Origin of the sequence: Streptococcus mitis, assembly GCF_023109515.1 — a bacterium.
Taxonomy (GTDB): domain Bacteria; phylum Bacillota; class Bacilli; order Lactobacillales; family Streptococcaceae; genus Streptococcus; species Streptococcus mitis_CS.
In genome coordinates this window covers 829,970-844,895 of sequence record NZ_JALDUM010000001.1, presented here as the reverse complement: position 1 = coordinate 844,895, position 14,926 = coordinate 829,970, and the positions used below count along the sequence as shown (strand labels likewise).

Here is a 14,926-nt window from a genome sequence, read left to right as displayed (position 1 = left end):
ATGATGGGAGAAACTAGTCAGAAATGAGGAGAAAAGATGGAGATTCGTTTAGCTTTTCCAAATGAAGTAGATGCCATCATGCAGGTGATGGAAGATGCTAAAAAATGTTTAGCAGATGTTGGTAGTGACCAGTGGCAAAATGGTTATCCAAATGCTGATATTATTATTGAGGATATTATCTCAGGTCAAGCCTACGTAGCCTTGGAAGAGGGAGAATTACTAGCTTATGCAGCCGTGACCAAGAGTCCAGAGGCAACCTATGAAGCCATTTATGAAGGAAAATGGCAAGCTGGAGAGTCAGAGTACCTAGTCTTTCACCGTATTGCTGTGGCAGCAGATGTGCAGGGACAGGGGGTTGCTCAGACTTTCCTAGAAGGCTTGATTGAAGGTTTTGATTATCTAGATTTTCGCTCAGATACACATGTTGCAAACAAGGCCATGCAGCATATATTTGAAAAACTCGGTTTTAAACAGGTTGGTAAGGTTCCAGTTGATGGAGAACGCTTGGCCTATCAAAAATTGAAGAAATAATGCAAAAGAAGTACGTAAAAATGCTCTACTTTTCGCCAATAGGAACCTTGTCTTTGGTTGCCGACGAGCAATATCTGTATGGCGTTTGGGTGCAGGAGCAGAAGCATTTTGAGAGGGGACTAGGAGATGAGACGATAGAAGCAGTTGTTAGTCATCCCATTTTAGACCCAGTTATTACTTGCTTAGATGCTTACTTTAAAGGCAAGTCTCAGGATTTATCCAACTTGCCCTTGGCTCCAATCGGAACGGATTTTGAAAAGAGAGTTTGGTCCTATTTACAGGGAATTCCTTATGGTCAGACAGTAACCTATGGACAAATCGCACAAGATTTGCAAGTGCCTTCTGCTCAAGCAATTGGTGGAGCAGTGGGGCGCAATCCTTGGTCTATCCTAGTACCTTGTCATCGTGTGCTAGGAGCAGGCAAGCGTCTGACAGGTTATGCTGCAGGAGTGGAAAAGAAAACTTGGCTCTTGGAGCATGAAGACGCAGATTTTAAAGATATAAAATAGAAAGTGAAAGACATGTTAGAATTTATCGAATACCCAAAATGTTCAACTTGTAAAAAAGCAAAACAAGAATTAAACCAACTCGGTGTGGACTATAAAGCCGTCCATATCGTGGAAGAAACACCTAGCCAAGAAGTGATTTTAAACTGGCTAGAAACCTCAGGGTTCGAGTTGAAGCAATTTTTCAACACCAGTGGAATCAAATACCGTGAACTAGGGCTGAAAGATAAGGTAGGAAGTCTGTCGAACCAAGAAGCAGCCGAGTTGCTAGCAAGCGACGGTATGTTGTTAAAACGTCCGATTTTAGTGGAGAATGGAACTGTTAAGCAAATCGGTTATCGAAAAGCTTACGAAGAATTGGGACTGAAATAGTTTTTACTTATCTCTTTGATAGATAAAATATATAACCTCCCTGTTTCAAAGTATGATAAACTAGTAGGTAGACAAAGTCTGTACCTGACCGTAGCAAATAATTTCATTGACGGCAGAAGTATGGTAGAATGAATCATTATCAGGAGAGGATGTTTTTATGAATGTTACAACGATTTTAGCATCAGATTGGTACCAAAACTTGATGCAATTGATTCCGGATGGCAAGCTGTTTAGCCTGCGTTCGGTCTTTGATGGAATTCCAAGAATTGTCCAACAGCTTCCAACAACAATTATGTTGACCATTGGTGGTGCCCTTTTTGGCTTGGTTTTGGCATTGATTTTTGCCATAGTGAAAATCAATCGTGTCAGGATTTTATATCCCTTGCAGGCCTTCTTTGTTAGTTTTTTAAAGGGGACACCGATTTTGGTACAACTCATGTTGACCTACTACGGAATCCCTTTGGCTTTGAAAGCACTCAATCAGCAATGGGGAACTGGTCTCAATATCAATGCTATTCCAGCTGCAGCTTTTGCGATTGTTGCCTTTGCTTTTAATGAGGCAGCTTATGCTAGTGAAACCATTCGTGCAGCCATTCTCTCAGTCAATCCTGGTGAGATTGAGGCAGCACGCAGTTTGGGTATGACGCGAGCACAAGTTTATCGTCGCGTGATTATTCCTAATGCGGCCGTTGTAGCGACTCCAACCTTGATCAATTCCCTAATCGGATTGACCAAGGGAACATCTCTAGCCTTTAGTGCGGGTGTTGTGGAAGTCTTTGCCCAAGCTCAGATTTTGGGTGGAGCTGATTATCGCTATTTTGAACGCTTCATCTCTGTTGCCCTTGTTTATTGGGTAGTCAATATAGGAATTGAAAGTCTTGGTCGTTTCATCGAGAGAAAAATGGCTATTTCTGCACCTGATACAGTGCAAACAGATGTGAAAGGAGACCTTCGTTAATGATTAAGATTTCGAATTTAAGTAAATCCTTTTCAGGACAGACTGTCTTGAATCATCTGGACTTGGATATCCAAAAAGGAGAAGTTGTAGCCTTGATTGGTTCTTCAGGAGCTGGAAAATCAACCTTCCTTCGCAGTCTCAATTATCTTGAAACTCCTGACAGTGGATCAATTCAGATTGATGATTTCTCAGTTGATTTTTCTAAAATCACTCAAGAAGAAATCCTAGCCCTACGTCGTAAGCTGTCAATGGTTTTCCAACAGTTTAATTTGTTTGAACGCCGCACAGCACTTGATAATGTGAAAGAAGGCTTGGTTGTTGTTAAGAAATTATCTGACCAAGAAGCGACTAAGATTGCCAAGGAAGAGTTGGCTAAGGTTGGGCTTTCGGACCGTGAAAACCATTATCCTCGACATTTATCAGGTGGTCAGAAGCAACGGGTTGCCCTAGCGCGTGCGCTTGCGATGAAACCAGATGTCTTGCTTTTAGATGAACCAACTTCAGCCCTTGACCCAGAATTGGTCGGAGAAGTAGAAAAATCTATTGCAGATGCTGCGAAGTCAGGTCAGACCATGATTTTGGTCAGTCATGACATGTCCTTTGTAGCCCAAGTGGCTGATAAGATTCTCTTCTTAGATAAGGGGAAAATCATTGAGTCTGGAACACCGGATGAGATTATCCACCATCCTAAAGAAGAGCGGACAAAAGAATTCTTCGCTAGTTACAAACGGACTTATATTTGATATAATAGAGAAAGAAAAACTCAGTTAGCTGGACTAGCTGAGTTTACTCTTTAAAAAAGATAGGAATGAGAGAAATCATGCTACTGCAACTATTTTCTTTATATTTCGAGAGTTTGATCTTGACCACCATCCTCGTCCTGATTTTTTTAGGGATTTGGATTGGACTGAGAGCCATGTCGGGAGTTGATAAGACAGCCAAGGCTCGCCAAGCCCATCTCTATGATATGATTATGATTGGAGTCTTGGTTGTTCCAGTATTATCCTTTGCGGTTATGAGTTTAATTCTTGTTTTCAAGGCATAATCCTTGCTTGATTGACAAGAAAGAGTTAGAATAAAGATAGTTACAACAAGAAAGAAGGAATCTATATGTACGATACTATTATTATCGGTGCTGGTCCTGCAGGAATGACTGCAGCCTTGTATGCTGCTCGAAGCAATCTCAAAGTAGGCTTGATTGAAGGTGGTCTGCCAGGTGGTCAGATGAATAATACATCTGATATCGAAAATTACCCAGGATACGCTAATATTAGTGGACCTGAATTGGCTGAAAAGATGTTTGAACCACTTGAAAATCTTGGTGTTGAGCATATTTATGGTTATGTTGAAAATGTCGAAGATCATGGTGATTTTAAGAAAGTGATTACCGATGATCAAACATATGAAACACGTACAGTTATCGTAGCGACTGGTTCTAAACACCGTCCTTTGGGAGTTCCTGGAGAAGAAGAACTAAATAGCCGTGGTGTTTCTTATTGTGCCGTTTGTGATGGTGCTTTCTTCCGTGACCAAGATTTGTTGGTAGTCGGTGGTGGAGATTCAGCGGTTGAAGAAGCCCTCTTCTTGACTCGCTTTGCTAAGACGGTTACCATTGTTCACCGTCGTGATCAACTCCGTGCCCAAAACGTTTTACAAGACCGTGCTTTCGCTAATGAGAAAGTCAGCTTTATCTGGGATTCTGTGGTTAAGGAAATCAAGGGTGAAAACCGAGTAGAATCTGTCGTATTTGAAAATGTGAAAACAGGTCAAGTGACAGAACAAGCCTTCGGTGGTGTCTTTATCTATGTTGGTTTGGACCCTCTTAGCGATTTTGTTAAAGAATTGAATATCCAAGATCAGGCAGGCTGGATTGTGACAGATAACCACATGAAAACTGCAGTTGATGGTATCTTTGCCGTTGGAGATGTTCGCTTAAAAGACCTTCGCCAAGTAACAACAGCAGTTGGAGATGGGGCTATTGCTGGTCAAGAAGCTTACAAGTTTATCACCGAACATAGTTAATACACTTCGAAAATCTCTTCAAACCACGTCAGCTTCGCTTTACCGTAGGTATGGGTACTGACTTCGTCAGTTCTATCCACAACCTCAAAACAGTGTTTTGAGCTGACTTCGTCAGTCTTATCTACAACCTCAAAGCAGTGCTTTGAGCTGTCTACAGCTAGCTTCCTAGTTTGCTCTTTGGTTTTCATTGAGTATAATCATAAAAAAGTTTCCAATCAGATGACTGGAAACTTTTTTTATAGTCTATTTCGGAAAACTTCGTACATGAGAATGGCTGCAGCAACACTGGCATTAAGACTTTGAACATGTCCATTCATCGGAATGGTAATCATTTCATCGACCTGTTTTTTGATGTTGCTAGAAATGCCTTTTCCTTCATTTCCGATGATGAGGGCGATTTTCCCTTTTGTATTCCATTTATGGCAAGGAGTCCCATTCATATCTGTTCCAAAGGTCCAGAAGCCTTCATCCTTGAGTTTATCTAAAGTTTGACTGAGATTGGTTACTCGGGCAATCGGAACGTGTTCAATAGCACCTGTGGCCGTTTTAGCAACGACAGGAGTAACTCCGACAGCACGGTGCTTGGGAATGATGACTCCTGAAACATTGGTCGCATCAGCGGTTCTTAAGATGGAGCCTAAGTTGTGAGGATCAGTTAAGCCATCCAGAATCAATAGAAGTGGATTTTCTTCTTGACGCGTTTTGGCAAGAATGTGATCTAGATCGCTATAGGCAAATTCAGATACTCGTAGAACAAAACCTTGGTGGACAGCACCTTCAGTCATCTCAGAGAGGGATTTTTTTGAAGTCCAAGAAATGGACACCTTCTTTTCTGTAGCCAGTTCCTTGACTTTCTCAAGATTCTTACCTCGGAGATCTTCTTGGAGGTAAAGTTTGTTTCCTGTGTTTGCAAGGAGGGCTTCGGTAACGGCGTGGACGCCATAGACAATATCATTTGTTTTCATGCCTCTATTATAACACAAAACCCCGTCTTGCAACGGGATTTTCTTTATTCTAGAATTAGTAAACCATCTTTAACTGCAAATGGGTCTTTTTCATTGATACGATCGTAAAACATGATTCCGTTAATGTGGTCAATTTCATGCTGAACAACGATGGAGTTGTAGCCTTTGAGTTTGATACGGTGTTTTTCTCCATCCTTGTCAAAGTAGTCAACCGTAACGCGGGCATGGCGAACTACATAGCCAGGTACGTTGCGGTCAACAGACAGGCAACCTTCTCCTTCACCAAGAGCAGCGTCTTGAACAGAGTGAGAGACGATTTTTGGATTGTACATAATAGCTTGCAAGTCGTAAGCTTCCTGTGGAGTTTCGCCTTCTTCGACAATGTTTGGCACCAAAACAGCGATAATACGTTTTGATATATCTAATTGAGGGGCAGCAAGTCCAACCCCACCTCGGAGCCCCATTTTCTCAGCCATGACAGGATCTTGGGAATGTTTCAGGAATTGCATCATCTTTTCGCCAAGAATGATTTCCTGATCAGATAGGGGGAAAGTGACTTCCTCAGCAACTGCGCGTAGGGTAGGATTCCCTTCGCGGATAATATCGTTCATATCAATTAAGTGAGCAGCTTTTGTAATACGTTCTATAGCAGACATTTTCTCTCCTTTCATTACTTCTACATGATATCACAAAATGACAAGGAATGAAAGCATTATGGCATCGAGCTTTTATAGAAAATGCCTACTAGGTTCGATTCAATTGTGAAAGAATTACTTATCTGTGATATAATAAAAAGAAAAGGCTTGCATTAGAAAGTAGGGAGAATGAAGATGCAAAGAAGACAAGATAGACATAAACGTGGACCAGTTTTTCGTTTTATGAGGGGTTTTGTAAACTTTTTTAGGAGTTATCGCAAGTGGAGTAATAAGGGATTTGTGGCGATACTCTTGCTAGCAGTTGCTTTATCAATGGGCTTGGTCTTGATGTTTGAAAGCTTCCAAGGAATCCCTTTAACCAGTCAAAAAAAGGATGCCATTTCTCAAGAAGCAAATACGACGAATCAAAATGCTAAAGATCAGGAAGAGGAAAAAACTGCTAGAATTATGGCCAACGGGGACCTCCTTTATCATATTCCCATCTATCGTTCTGCTTTAAAAGAAGATGGAACCTATGATTTTCATGAAAATTTTGATTATGTGAAACCATGGCTCAAACAAGCAGACTTGATTATAGGTGATTTTGAAGGTACTGTGAACAAGGACCACTATTTGGCAGGTTATCCTCTCTTTAATGCACCTGGCGAAGTTATGGATGCCATCAAGGATGCTGGTTATCAAGTGCTAGACTTGGCGCATAACCATATCCTAGATTCACAAATAGAAGGTGTGGTTTCAACTGCAGATGCTATTGAAAAGGCAGGAATGACACCTATTGGAGTGTATACGCATGAGTCCCGTGATCAAGCTCCACTGGTTATCAAGGAAGTGAACGGCATCAAGGTTGCACTTTTGGCCTATTCTTATGGTTTTAATGGAATTGAGCAAAGTATTTCTCAAGAAGACTATAACCGCTATCTTTCAGACCTAAATGAAGACAAGATGAAGGCTGAAATTGAACGAGCAGAGAAGGAAGCAGATATCACCATTATCATGCCTCAGATGGGTGTGGAGTATCGCTTGGAACCAACTGAAGAACAAAAGGTTCTTTATCACAAGATGATTGATTGGGGAGCGGATATTATCTTTGGAGGGCACCCTCACGTAGTTGAACCATCTGAAACGGTTGAAAAAGATGGAGACAAGAAACTCATTATCTATTCAATGGGGAACTTCATTTCCAATCAACGAATTGAAACCATGCAAGATGAAGAGAATGCTAAGTGGACAGAGCGTGGTGTGCTCATGGATGTGACTGTTAAGAAAAAAGCCGGTAAGACGACAATCGAAACTGCCAAAGCACATCCTTCTTGGGTAAATCGTACACCGAAAGGAACCTATTCTCCAGAAGGTTATCCACTCTTCCTTTACCAAACCTATATCTTAGAAGATTTTATCGAGGGTGGTAGTCATCGTGACCAGTTAGATGAAGCGACTAAGGAACGAATTGATACAGCCTATAAAGAAATGAACGAACATGTGGGATTGAAGTGGGATTAGCTTGAATCCAGAGGTAAGTAAATGACGATTAAGGTAATTGCAACAGATATGGACGGGACCTTGCTGGATGCTAGAGGCCAGCTTGATCTCCCACGCTTGGAAAAGATTTTAGATCAGTTGGATCAAAGGGGTATTCGTTTTGTCATCGCGACGGGCAATGAAATTCACCGCATGAGGCAACTACTGGAGCACTTGGTTGATCGAGTGGTTCTGGTTGTTGCAAACGGTGCTCGTATTTTTGAAAACAATGAACTGATTCAGGCTCAGACTTGGGATGATGCCATTGTCGATAAGGCTTTGGCTCATTTCAAGGGTCGAGCGTGTCAGGACCAGTTTGTTGTAACGGGGATGAAGGGTGGTTTCGTCAAAGAAGGTACGATTTTTACAGATCTTGAAAGTTTTATGACTCCAGAAATGATTGAAAAATTCTACCAACGGATGCAATTTGTGGATGAACTAACCTCTGACCTCTTTGGTGGTGTGCTCAAGATGAGTATGGTTGTTGGTGAGGAACGTTTGAGTTCGGTTTTGGAAGAAATCAATGACCTCTTTGATGGCCGCGTTCGGGCTGTATCAAGTGGCTATGGTTGCATTGATATCCTTCAAGCTGGAATTCATAAAGCATGGGGCTTGGAAGAATTACTCAAGCGCTGGGACTTGAACCCCCAACAAATCATGGCTTTTGGTGACAGTGAAAATGATGTTGAAATGCTTGAAATGGCTGGAATTGCCTATGCGATGGAAAATGCTGATGATAAAGCCAAAGCTGTGGCGACTGCTCTAGCGCCAGCCAACAGCCAAGGAGGAGTTTATCAAGTCTTGGAAAACTGGTTAGAAAAAGGAGAATGAAGTGGCAGTACAGTTATTAGAAAATTGGTTACTAAAGGAACAAGAAAAAATCCAAACCAAGTATCGTCACTTAAATCAAGTTTCTGTTGTAGAGCCAGACATTCTTTTTATTGGGGATTCCATTGTCGAATATTATCCTCTGCAGGAACTATTTGGGACTTCGAAGACGATTGTCAATCGAGGCATTCGAGGTTATCAGACAGGGCTGTTACTAGAGAATCTAGATGCGCATCTTTACGGTGGAGCAGTAGATAAAATTGTCCTTTTGATTGGGACAAATGATATCGGAAAAGATGTGCCTGTGAATGAGGCTCTCAATAACCTCGAAGCTATCATACAATCCATTGCTCGCGATTATCCATTGACTGAGATTAAATTGCTTTCTATTTTGCCAGTCAATGAGGGAGAGGAGTACAAGCAGACAGTCTATATCCGCACGAATGAAAAAATTCAGAAATGGAATCAAGCCTATCAAGAGCTTGCTTCGGCCTATATGCAGGTGGAATTTGTGCCAGTTTTTGATAGTTTGACAGACCAGGTAGGCCAACTCAAAAAAGATTATACAACTGATGGGTTGCACCTTAGTGTTACTGGTTATCAGGTTTTGACTAAAGCTTTGAAAGACTATCTTGTGTAGTTAGTTGATTTCCTTTTTGCATTTTCGTGTTAGATAAGGTATAATGGTTTTACTGTCTTTTGGGGTCGTTACGGATTCGACAGGCATTATGAGGCATATTTTGCGACTCGTGTGGCGACGTAAACGCTCAGTTAAATATAACTGCAAAAAATAACACTTCTTACGCTCTAGCTGCCTAAAAACCAGCAGGCGTGACCCGATTTGGATTGCTCGTGTTCAATGACAGGTCTTATTATTAGCGAGATACGATCAAGTCTTGTCTAGCGGCTTGATAAGAGATTGATAGACTCGCAGTTTCTAGGCTTGAGTTATGTGTCGAGGGACTGTTAAACGAATACATAACCTATGGTTGTAGACAAATATGTTGGCAGGTGTTTGGACGTGGGTTCGACTCCCACCGGCTCCATTATTAATTGGTGAAACGTTGTTAAATCAACGTTTTTTATTTTGAAGTTCTTTATAAAAACTAAAAAAATGAACTTAACGTTCAAAAATTAGACATAACAAATTAAAAAATATACCGACTTTTATCTCCCTGAATGATATAATGATTGTATATTGTGGATTTATTGTAATGTTGTGTTTGATTTTCAAAAATAACAATTATCCAGAAAAAGAGGCTATGTAACATAGTTTTGAAATGATTCTTGAATTTGAACATTGGGTATAATTGAGTACGATGTTTAAAAAATTTTTGAATATAGACTTAGATACTTTATCTTGGTTGATAGAGTATTTACTTTAAAATACAAGGGGAAGCGGTTAAAAATTAAATAAACAAAAAATGATGTTTATTCGTGATGTTAGGTTTGATAAATCCAATCGTTCTAGTATTTTTATTTTTGGAGAATTACTCAAGAGGCTGAAGAGGACGGTTTGCTAAATCGTTAGGTCGTGTAACTGGCGCGAGGGTTCGAATCCCTCATTCTCCGTTAGAATAATCTTGAGATTTTCTAAAGAAACACTCTTAGGGACTTTTTCCAAGAGTAAATTTTATAAAGAGGTGTATTATGAAAAAAGTTAAGTTGCTTGGTATTTTAGCGCTCTCAGCAGTTGTCTTAGGTGCTTGTTCTTCAGTTCCGAGTCAGTCAGGGTCGAATTCTGACAAAACCGAACAAACCGATAAGAAAGAAGAATCAGTCAAAGAAAAAGTTACAAAAGATGCTGAAACTTTATTAGATGCAGTTTTGACTACTGATATTGCTAAGTTTAAAAAGATTTACGGCGAAACCTATGAAAAATGGACTGAGGCAGTATTTGCGGTTCAAACTAGTGAAAAGGTAAAAGATGATGGTCTTACACCAGCCTCTACCTATTCTGTTCAATGGCATGCTGATTTCCCTATTGAAACACCAGAAGAAACAATTACTGGTTTCTTAAAAGTAAGACGAAAAATGTTCCAAGAGATTGGTTCTTACTCTATTAAAGATGTTAAGTTAGACGAATCAGGGAGTTCAGCTACTGTAACTTTTACATCTAAAAAGTTGCATTCTAAGGGCTTGGCTTCTTCAACAAGAGACGTTTTAACTACTCTAATTGGAGGGATTGACAACTTAGGTAAGTACAATACTGCGGGATCAAATGTTGATATTAAACGATACCAAACATTAATTTCATACTGGATTTTTGAGCATCTGTTTAGGCATGATTTTACTATCTATAACGATGTTGACCCTAACTTAGCGTATACACCATTTACTACTGGAGATTTTGATACTGAAATCAAATTAACCAAAGATAAGGATGGCAACTGGCTTATCTCTCAAGAGGATTATCGTACTCTAGCGACTGAGTTAATTGATAATACAGAAGGTTATGATACTGTTGTCCGAAGTAATGTTTCAAAATCTAACGACAAAGGCAAATCCAGTGATAAATCGACAGACAACTCAACAGACAAATCCTCAGATAAAAAAGATAAAAGTAGTATCTGATAATTAGTTTAAAAAGTAAAGCAAGTAGTTTATAATAGCTACTTGCTTTATTTCGTTTTATTAGCAAAAAAGATACAACATTTGTCGCATCCCCCAAAATAATTGTTCTTTTCCACGGAAGACATGGGATTCGAACCCACGCACGCTGTTACACGCCTACCGCGTTTCCAACACGGCCTCTTAAGCCTCTTGAGTAATCTTCCAATACTTACTCAAATAGTCTACCATAAAGGCCCTTATCTTGCAATAAAAATTCTAGAAATAAGAAAAATGATAGATTTTGAAAGAAAATGATAAAAAATGCTTGACTTTTAAATAAAGTGTGATAGAATGAATAGTGTAAACGATAACAGGAGGTGATTCGGTGTTAAAAACAGAGCGGAAACAACTGATTTTAGAGGAGTTAAATCAACATCATGTAGTTTCTCTAGAAAAATTAGTTAGTTTGCTAGAGACCTCAGAATCAACGGTTCGAAGAGACTTGGATGAGTTGGAAGCGGAAAACAAGCTTCGTCGCGTGCATGGTGGAGCAGAATTGCCCCATTCCTTGCAGGAAGAAGAAACCATTCAAGAAAAATCTGTCAAAAACCTTCAAGAAAAGAAGTTGTTAGCTCAGAAAGCAGCCTCTCTCATCAAGGAACAAGATGTCATCTTTATCGATGCAGGAACAACGACTGCTTTTTTGATTCATGAATTGGTCAATAAGAATGTTACAGTCGTGACCAACTCCATTCACCATGCTGCACAGTTGGTTGAAAAGCAGATTCCAACTGTCATGGTTGGAGGAAGTGTTAAGATGGCGACAGATGCTAGCATCGGGGGAGTTGCTCTTAACCAGATTAACCAATTGCACTTTGACCGTGCCTTTATCGGGATGAATGGTGTGGACGATGGCTATTATACGACTCCTGATATGGAGGAGGGAGCTGTGAAGCGTGCTATTTTGGAAAACGCCAAACAGACCTATGTCTTGGTGGATTCGTCTAAAATTGGGCAAACTTGCTTTGCCAAGGTAGCACCACTCAAACGAGCTATTGTTATCACAAGTCAAGGGCATGAGCTCTTGCAGGTTATTAAGGAGAAAACGGAGGTAATAGAAGTATGATTTATACAGTCACACTCAATCCATCCATTGATTATATCGTTCGTTTGGACCAAGTTCAAGTCGGTAGTGTCAATCGTATGGACAGTGATGATAAGTTTGCTGGTGGGAAAGGAATCAATGTCAGTCGTGTTTTGAAGCGCTTAGATATTCCAAATACAGCGACGGGATTTATCGGAGGCTTTACTGGTAAATTTATCACAGATACTTTGGCTGATGAAGAAATCGAGACACGTTTTGTTCAAGTGGCAGAAGATACTCGTATCAATGTTAAAATCAAAGCAGACCAAGAAACAGAAATCAACGGAACGGGTCCAACTGTTGAGCCCGAACAACTTGAAGAGTTAAAAGCCATTCTTTCAAGTCTGACTTCAGAAGATACAGTTGTCTTTGCAGGTTCAAGTGCTAAGAATCTAGGTAATGTTATCTACAAGGATTTGATTGCCTTGACGCGCCAGACTGGTGCGCAAGTGGTTTGTGACTTTGAAGGACAGACTTTGATTGATAGTTTGGACTACCAGCCACTTTTGGTCAAACCAAACAATCATGAACTTGGAGCGATTTTTGGGATTAAACTCGAAAGTTTAGATGAAATTGAGAAATACGCTCGAGAACTCCTAGCTAAAGGAGCTCAAAACGTCATTATCTCTATGGCTGGTGATGGTGCCCTTCTTGTCACATCTGAGGGAGCTTACTTTGCTAAACCAATCAAGGGGACAGTCAAAAATTCAGTTGGGGCTGGTGATTCTATGGTCGCTGGATTCACAGGTGAATTTGTCAAATCTAAAGATGCAGTAGAAGCCTTCAAATGGGGAGTTGCTTGTGGAACAGCAACGACATTCTCAGATGACTTGGCAACGGCAGAATTTATTAAAGAAACATATGAAAAAGTTGAGGTAGAAAAACGATGAAAATTCAAGATCTATTGAGAAAAGATGTTATGTTGCTGGATTTGCAAGCAACTGAAAAAAAAGCTGTCATCGACGAGATGATTAAAAGTTTGACAGACCACGGTTATGTGACAGATTTTGAAACCTTTAAAGAAGGCATTTTGGCGCGTGAAGCTCTCACTTCTACAGGTTTGGGTGATGGTATCGCAATGCCTCACAGCAAAAATGCTGCTGTCAAAGAAGCGACAGTTCTCTTTGCCAAGTCAAACAAGGGTGTTGACTACGAGAGCTTGGATGGACAATCAACTGACCTCTTCTTCATGATTGCAGCTCCAGAAGGTGCCAATGACACCCATTTGGCAGCATTGGCAGAATTGTCTCAATACTTGATGAAAGACGGATTTGCTGACAAACTTCGTCAAGCAACATCAGCTGACCAAGTTATCGAACTTTTTGACCAAGCTTCAGAAAAAACTGAAGAGCCGGTTCAAGCACCTACCAATGACTCTGATGACTTTATCGTTGCTGTTACAGCTTGTACGACAGGTATTGCCCACACTTACATGGCCCAAGAAGCCCTTCAAAAAGTGGCTGCTGAAATGGGTGTTGGAATTAAGGTCGAAACCAACGGTGCTAGCGGTGTTGGTAACCAACTAACTGCGGAAGACATTCGTAAGGCTAAAGCTGTTATCATCGCTGCAGACAAGGCGGTTGAGATGGATCGTTTCGATGGCAAACCATTGATCAATCGTCCGGTTGCTGACGGGATCCGTAAAACAGAAGAGTTGATTAACTTGGCTCTTTCAGGAGAAGCGGAAGTCTACCGTGCCACTAATGGTGCAAAAGCTGCAACAGCAAGCAACGAAAAACAAAGCCTTGGTGGTGCCTTCTACAAACACTTGATGAGTGGTGTATCTCAAATGTTACCATTCGTTATCGGTGGTGGTATCATGATTGCCCTTGCCTTCTTGATTGACGGTGCTTTGGGTGTTCCAAATGAAAATCTTGGTAATCTTGGTTCTTATCATGAGTTAGCTTCTATGTTCATGAAAATTGGTGGTGCAGCCTTTGGCTTGATGCTTCCAGTCTTTGCAGGTTATGTTGCCTACTCTATCGCTGAAAAACCAGGTTTGGTAGCAGGTTTCGTGGCTGGTGCTATTGCCAAAGAAGGTTTTGCCTTTGGTAAAATCCCTTATGCAGCAGGTGGTGAAGCAACATCAACTCTTGCAGGTGTCTCATCTGGTTTCCTAGGTGCCCTTGTAGGTGGATTTATCGCAGGTGCTTTGGTTCTTGCTATCAAGAAATACGTTAAAGTTCCTCGATCACTTGAAGGTGCTAAATCAATCCTTCTATTGCCACTTCTTGGAACAATCTTGACTGGATTTGTCATGCTAGCTGTTAACATCCCAATGGCAGCAATCAACACTGCTATGAATGACTTCCTAGGCGGTCTTGGAGGAGGTTCAGCTGTCCTTCTTGGTATCGTTCTTGGAGGAATGATGGCTGTTGATATGGGTGGACCAGTTAATAAAGCAGCCTATGTCTTTGGTACAGGTACGCTTGCAGCGACTGTTTCTTCAGGTGGTTCTGTGGCTATGGCAGCAGTTATGGCTGGAGGAATGGTGCCCCCACTTGCAATCTTTGTTGCCACTCTTCTCTTTAAAGACAAATTTACTAAGGAAGAACGCAACTCTGGTTTGACAAACATCATCATGGGCTTGTCATTTATCACTGAGGGAGCGATTCCGTTTGGTGCAGCTGACCCAGCTCGTGCGATCCCAAGCTTCATCCTTGGTTCAGCAGTAGCAGGTGGACTCGTTGGTCTTACTGGTATCAAACTCATGGCGCCACACGGAGGAATCTTCGTTATCGCCCTTACTTCTAATGCTCTCCTTTACCTCGTTTCTGTCTTAGTAGGAGCAATTGTAAGTGGTGTGGTCTATGGTTATCTACGTAAACCCCAAGCATAAAACTTATACTCTTCGAAAATCAAATTCAAACCAC

Annotated in this window: 16 protein-coding genes, 2 tRNA genes and 1 other RNA gene; 16 read left to right on the top strand and 3 right to left on the bottom strand. The window is 40.9% G+C overall.

The features are described 5' to 3' along the window. The first annotated feature begins 36 nt into the window (after positions 1–36). The 7 genes from M1G05_RS04205 to trxB all read left to right on the top strand — a co-directional run bounded on the left by M1G05_RS04205 (position 37) and on the right by trxB (position 4,389). Positions 37–531, top strand: coding sequence for a GNAT family N-acetyltransferase (locus M1G05_RS04205; protein ID WP_045611915.1), 495 nt, complete (start codon positions 37–39; stop codon positions 529–531). Then, positions 531–1,040 carry a methylated-DNA--[protein]-cysteine S-methyltransferase gene (locus M1G05_RS04200; protein ID WP_045611913.1) on the top strand — a complete coding sequence of 170 codons (510 nt, stop codon included), beginning with the start codon at positions 531–533 and terminating at the stop codon, positions 1,038–1,040. The genes M1G05_RS04205 and M1G05_RS04200 overlap by 1 nt, the downstream gene beginning before the upstream one ends. Positions 1,041–1,052: 12 nt before the next feature. After that, entirely contained in the window at positions 1,053–1,409 is a 357-nt protein-coding gene (locus tag M1G05_RS04195) for an arsenate reductase family protein (RefSeq protein ID WP_000889091.1), read from the top strand. A 157-nt stretch (positions 1,410–1,566) separates the two neighbouring features. Then, a complete protein-coding gene (locus M1G05_RS04190) occupies positions 1,567–2,367 on the top strand; it encodes an amino acid ABC transporter permease (RefSeq protein ID WP_153225932.1) in 801 nt (266 codons plus the stop codon). Beyond that, a complete protein-coding gene (locus M1G05_RS04185) occupies positions 2,367–3,110 on the top strand; it encodes an amino acid ABC transporter ATP-binding protein (RefSeq protein ID WP_247953167.1) in 744 nt (247 codons plus the stop codon). The genes M1G05_RS04190 and M1G05_RS04185 overlap by 1 nt, the downstream gene beginning before the upstream one ends. Positions 3,111–3,187: 77 nt before the next feature. Continuing rightward, positions 3,188–3,412, top strand: a complete 225-nt coding sequence (locus tag M1G05_RS04180) for a DUF4059 family protein (protein ID WP_000926599.1) — start codon at positions 3,188–3,190, stop codon at positions 3,410–3,412. Positions 3,413–3,477: 65 nt separating this feature from the next. Continuing rightward, complete coding sequence (gene trxB, locus M1G05_RS04175; protein ID WP_247953166.1) at positions 3,478–4,389, top strand: thioredoxin-disulfide reductase; 912 nt, start codon at positions 3,478–3,480, stop codon at positions 4,387–4,389. 236 nt (positions 4,390–4,625) lie between these two features. On the opposite strand, the gene rlmB is transcribed toward trxB, so the two are convergent. Both rlmB and def read right to left on the bottom strand, forming a co-directional pair. Continuing rightward, entirely contained in the window at positions 4,626–5,354 is a 729-nt protein-coding gene (gene rlmB, locus M1G05_RS04170; RefSeq protein ID WP_247928496.1) for a 23S rRNA (guanosine(2251)-2'-O)-methyltransferase RlmB, read from the bottom strand. Between the two features lie 44 nt (positions 5,355–5,398). Then, the gene (gene def / locus M1G05_RS04165) at positions 5,399–6,010 is read right to left on the bottom strand and encodes a peptide deformylase (RefSeq protein WP_001272956.1); all 612 of its coding nucleotides are present in this window, start codon (positions 6,008–6,010) and stop codon (positions 5,399–5,401) included. Positions 6,011–6,184: 174 nt separating this feature from the next. Between def and M1G05_RS04160 the strand changes: the two genes are divergently transcribed. The 6 genes from M1G05_RS04160 (at position 6,185) to M1G05_RS04135 (ending at position 10,930) form a co-directional block, all read left to right on the top strand. Continuing rightward, entirely contained in the window at positions 6,185–7,510 is a 1,326-nt protein-coding gene (locus M1G05_RS04160; protein ID WP_345773046.1) for a CapA family protein, read from the top strand. Between the two features lie 21 nt (positions 7,511–7,531). Continuing rightward, positions 7,532–8,359: an HAD family hydrolase gene (locus tag M1G05_RS04155; RefSeq protein WP_247953165.1), complete on the top strand. Its 828-nt coding sequence runs from the start codon at positions 7,532–7,534 to the stop codon at positions 8,357–8,359. 1 nt (position 8,360) lies between these two features. Then, complete coding sequence (locus M1G05_RS04150; RefSeq protein ID WP_247953164.1) at positions 8,361–8,996, top strand: SGNH/GDSL hydrolase family protein; 636 nt, start codon at positions 8,361–8,363, stop codon at positions 8,994–8,996. 61 nt (positions 8,997–9,057) lie between these two features. Continuing rightward, positions 9,058–9,405: a transfer-messenger RNA gene (ssrA, locus tag M1G05_RS04145) on the top strand. A gap of 435 nt (positions 9,406–9,840) precedes the next feature. Continuing rightward, positions 9,841–9,928 (top strand) — tRNA-Ser (locus M1G05_RS04140). Between the two features lie 78 nt (positions 9,929–10,006). After that, positions 10,007–10,930 carry a hypothetical protein gene (locus tag M1G05_RS04135; RefSeq protein WP_045607147.1) on the top strand — a complete coding sequence of 308 codons (924 nt, stop codon included), beginning with the start codon at positions 10,007–10,009 and terminating at the stop codon, positions 10,928–10,930. Positions 10,931–11,045: 115 nt separating this feature from the next. Here M1G05_RS04135 and M1G05_RS04130 read toward each other — a convergent pair. Further along, positions 11,046–11,133, bottom strand: a tRNA-Ser gene (locus tag M1G05_RS04130). A 161-nt stretch (positions 11,134–11,294) separates the two neighbouring features. Here M1G05_RS04130 and M1G05_RS04125 point away from each other — a divergent pair. Genes M1G05_RS04125 through M1G05_RS04115 form a run of 3 tightly spaced genes read left to right on the top strand, consistent with a single transcriptional unit; the run spans position 11,295 to position 14,892 of the window. Then, positions 11,295–12,035 (top strand): DeoR/GlpR family DNA-binding transcription regulator, encoded by a 741-nt coding sequence (locus tag M1G05_RS04125; RefSeq protein ID WP_000920655.1) that lies wholly within the window; start codon positions 11,295–11,297, stop codon positions 12,033–12,035. Continuing rightward, positions 12,032–12,943, top strand: coding sequence for a 1-phosphofructokinase (pfkB, locus tag M1G05_RS04120; RefSeq protein ID WP_247953163.1), 912 nt, complete (start codon positions 12,032–12,034; stop codon positions 12,941–12,943). The genes M1G05_RS04125 and pfkB overlap by 4 nt, the downstream gene beginning before the upstream one ends. Then, complete coding sequence (locus M1G05_RS04115; RefSeq protein ID WP_045607141.1) at positions 12,940–14,892, top strand: PTS fructose transporter subunit IIABC; 1,953 nt, start codon at positions 12,940–12,942, stop codon at positions 14,890–14,892. The genes pfkB and M1G05_RS04115 overlap by 4 nt, the downstream gene beginning before the upstream one ends. The last annotated feature ends 34 nt before the right edge of the window (positions 14,893–14,926 follow it).

What these genes read in the sequence shown, in the direction of transcription:
- rlmB (WP_247928496.1), bottom strand. Translation starts at nt 5,354, where the DNA reads ATGAAAACAAATGATATTGTCTATGGCGTCCACGCCGTTACCGAAGCC.
- M1G05_RS04135 (WP_045607147.1), top strand. Translation starts at nt 10,007, where the DNA reads ATGAAAAAAGTTAAGTTGCTTGGTATTTTAGCGCTCTCAGCAGTTGTC.
- M1G05_RS04185 (WP_247953167.1), top strand. Translation starts at nt 2,367, where the DNA reads ATGATTAAGATTTCGAATTTAAGTAAATCCTTTTCAGGACAGACTGTC.
- M1G05_RS04200 (WP_045611913.1), top strand. Translation starts at nt 531, where the DNA reads ATGCAAAAGAAGTACGTAAAAATGCTCTACTTTTCGCCAATAGGAACC.
- M1G05_RS04180 (WP_000926599.1), top strand. Translation starts at nt 3,188, where the DNA reads ATGCTACTGCAACTATTTTCTTTATATTTCGAGAGTTTGATCTTGACC.
- pfkB (WP_247953163.1), top strand. Translation starts at nt 12,032, where the DNA reads ATGATTTATACAGTCACACTCAATCCATCCATTGATTATATCGTTCGT.
- def (WP_001272956.1), bottom strand. Translation starts at nt 6,010, where the DNA reads ATGTCTGCTATAGAACGTATTACAAAAGCTGCTCACTTAATTGATATG.
- M1G05_RS04190 (WP_153225932.1), top strand. Translation starts at nt 1,567, where the DNA reads ATGAATGTTACAACGATTTTAGCATCAGATTGGTACCAAAACTTGATG.
- M1G05_RS04115 (WP_045607141.1), top strand. Translation starts at nt 12,940, where the DNA reads ATGAAAATTCAAGATCTATTGAGAAAAGATGTTATGTTGCTGGATTTG.
- M1G05_RS04205 (WP_045611915.1), top strand. Translation starts at nt 37, where the DNA reads ATGGAGATTCGTTTAGCTTTTCCAAATGAAGTAGATGCCATCATGCAG.
- trxB (WP_247953166.1), top strand. Translation starts at nt 3,478, where the DNA reads ATGTACGATACTATTATTATCGGTGCTGGTCCTGCAGGAATGACTGCA.
- M1G05_RS04160 (WP_345773046.1), top strand. Translation starts at nt 6,185, where the DNA reads ATGCAAAGAAGACAAGATAGACATAAACGTGGACCAGTTTTTCGTTTT.
- M1G05_RS04155 (WP_247953165.1), top strand. Translation starts at nt 7,532, where the DNA reads ATGACGATTAAGGTAATTGCAACAGATATGGACGGGACCTTGCTGGAT.
- M1G05_RS04195 (WP_000889091.1), top strand. Translation starts at nt 1,053, where the DNA reads ATGTTAGAATTTATCGAATACCCAAAATGTTCAACTTGTAAAAAAGCA.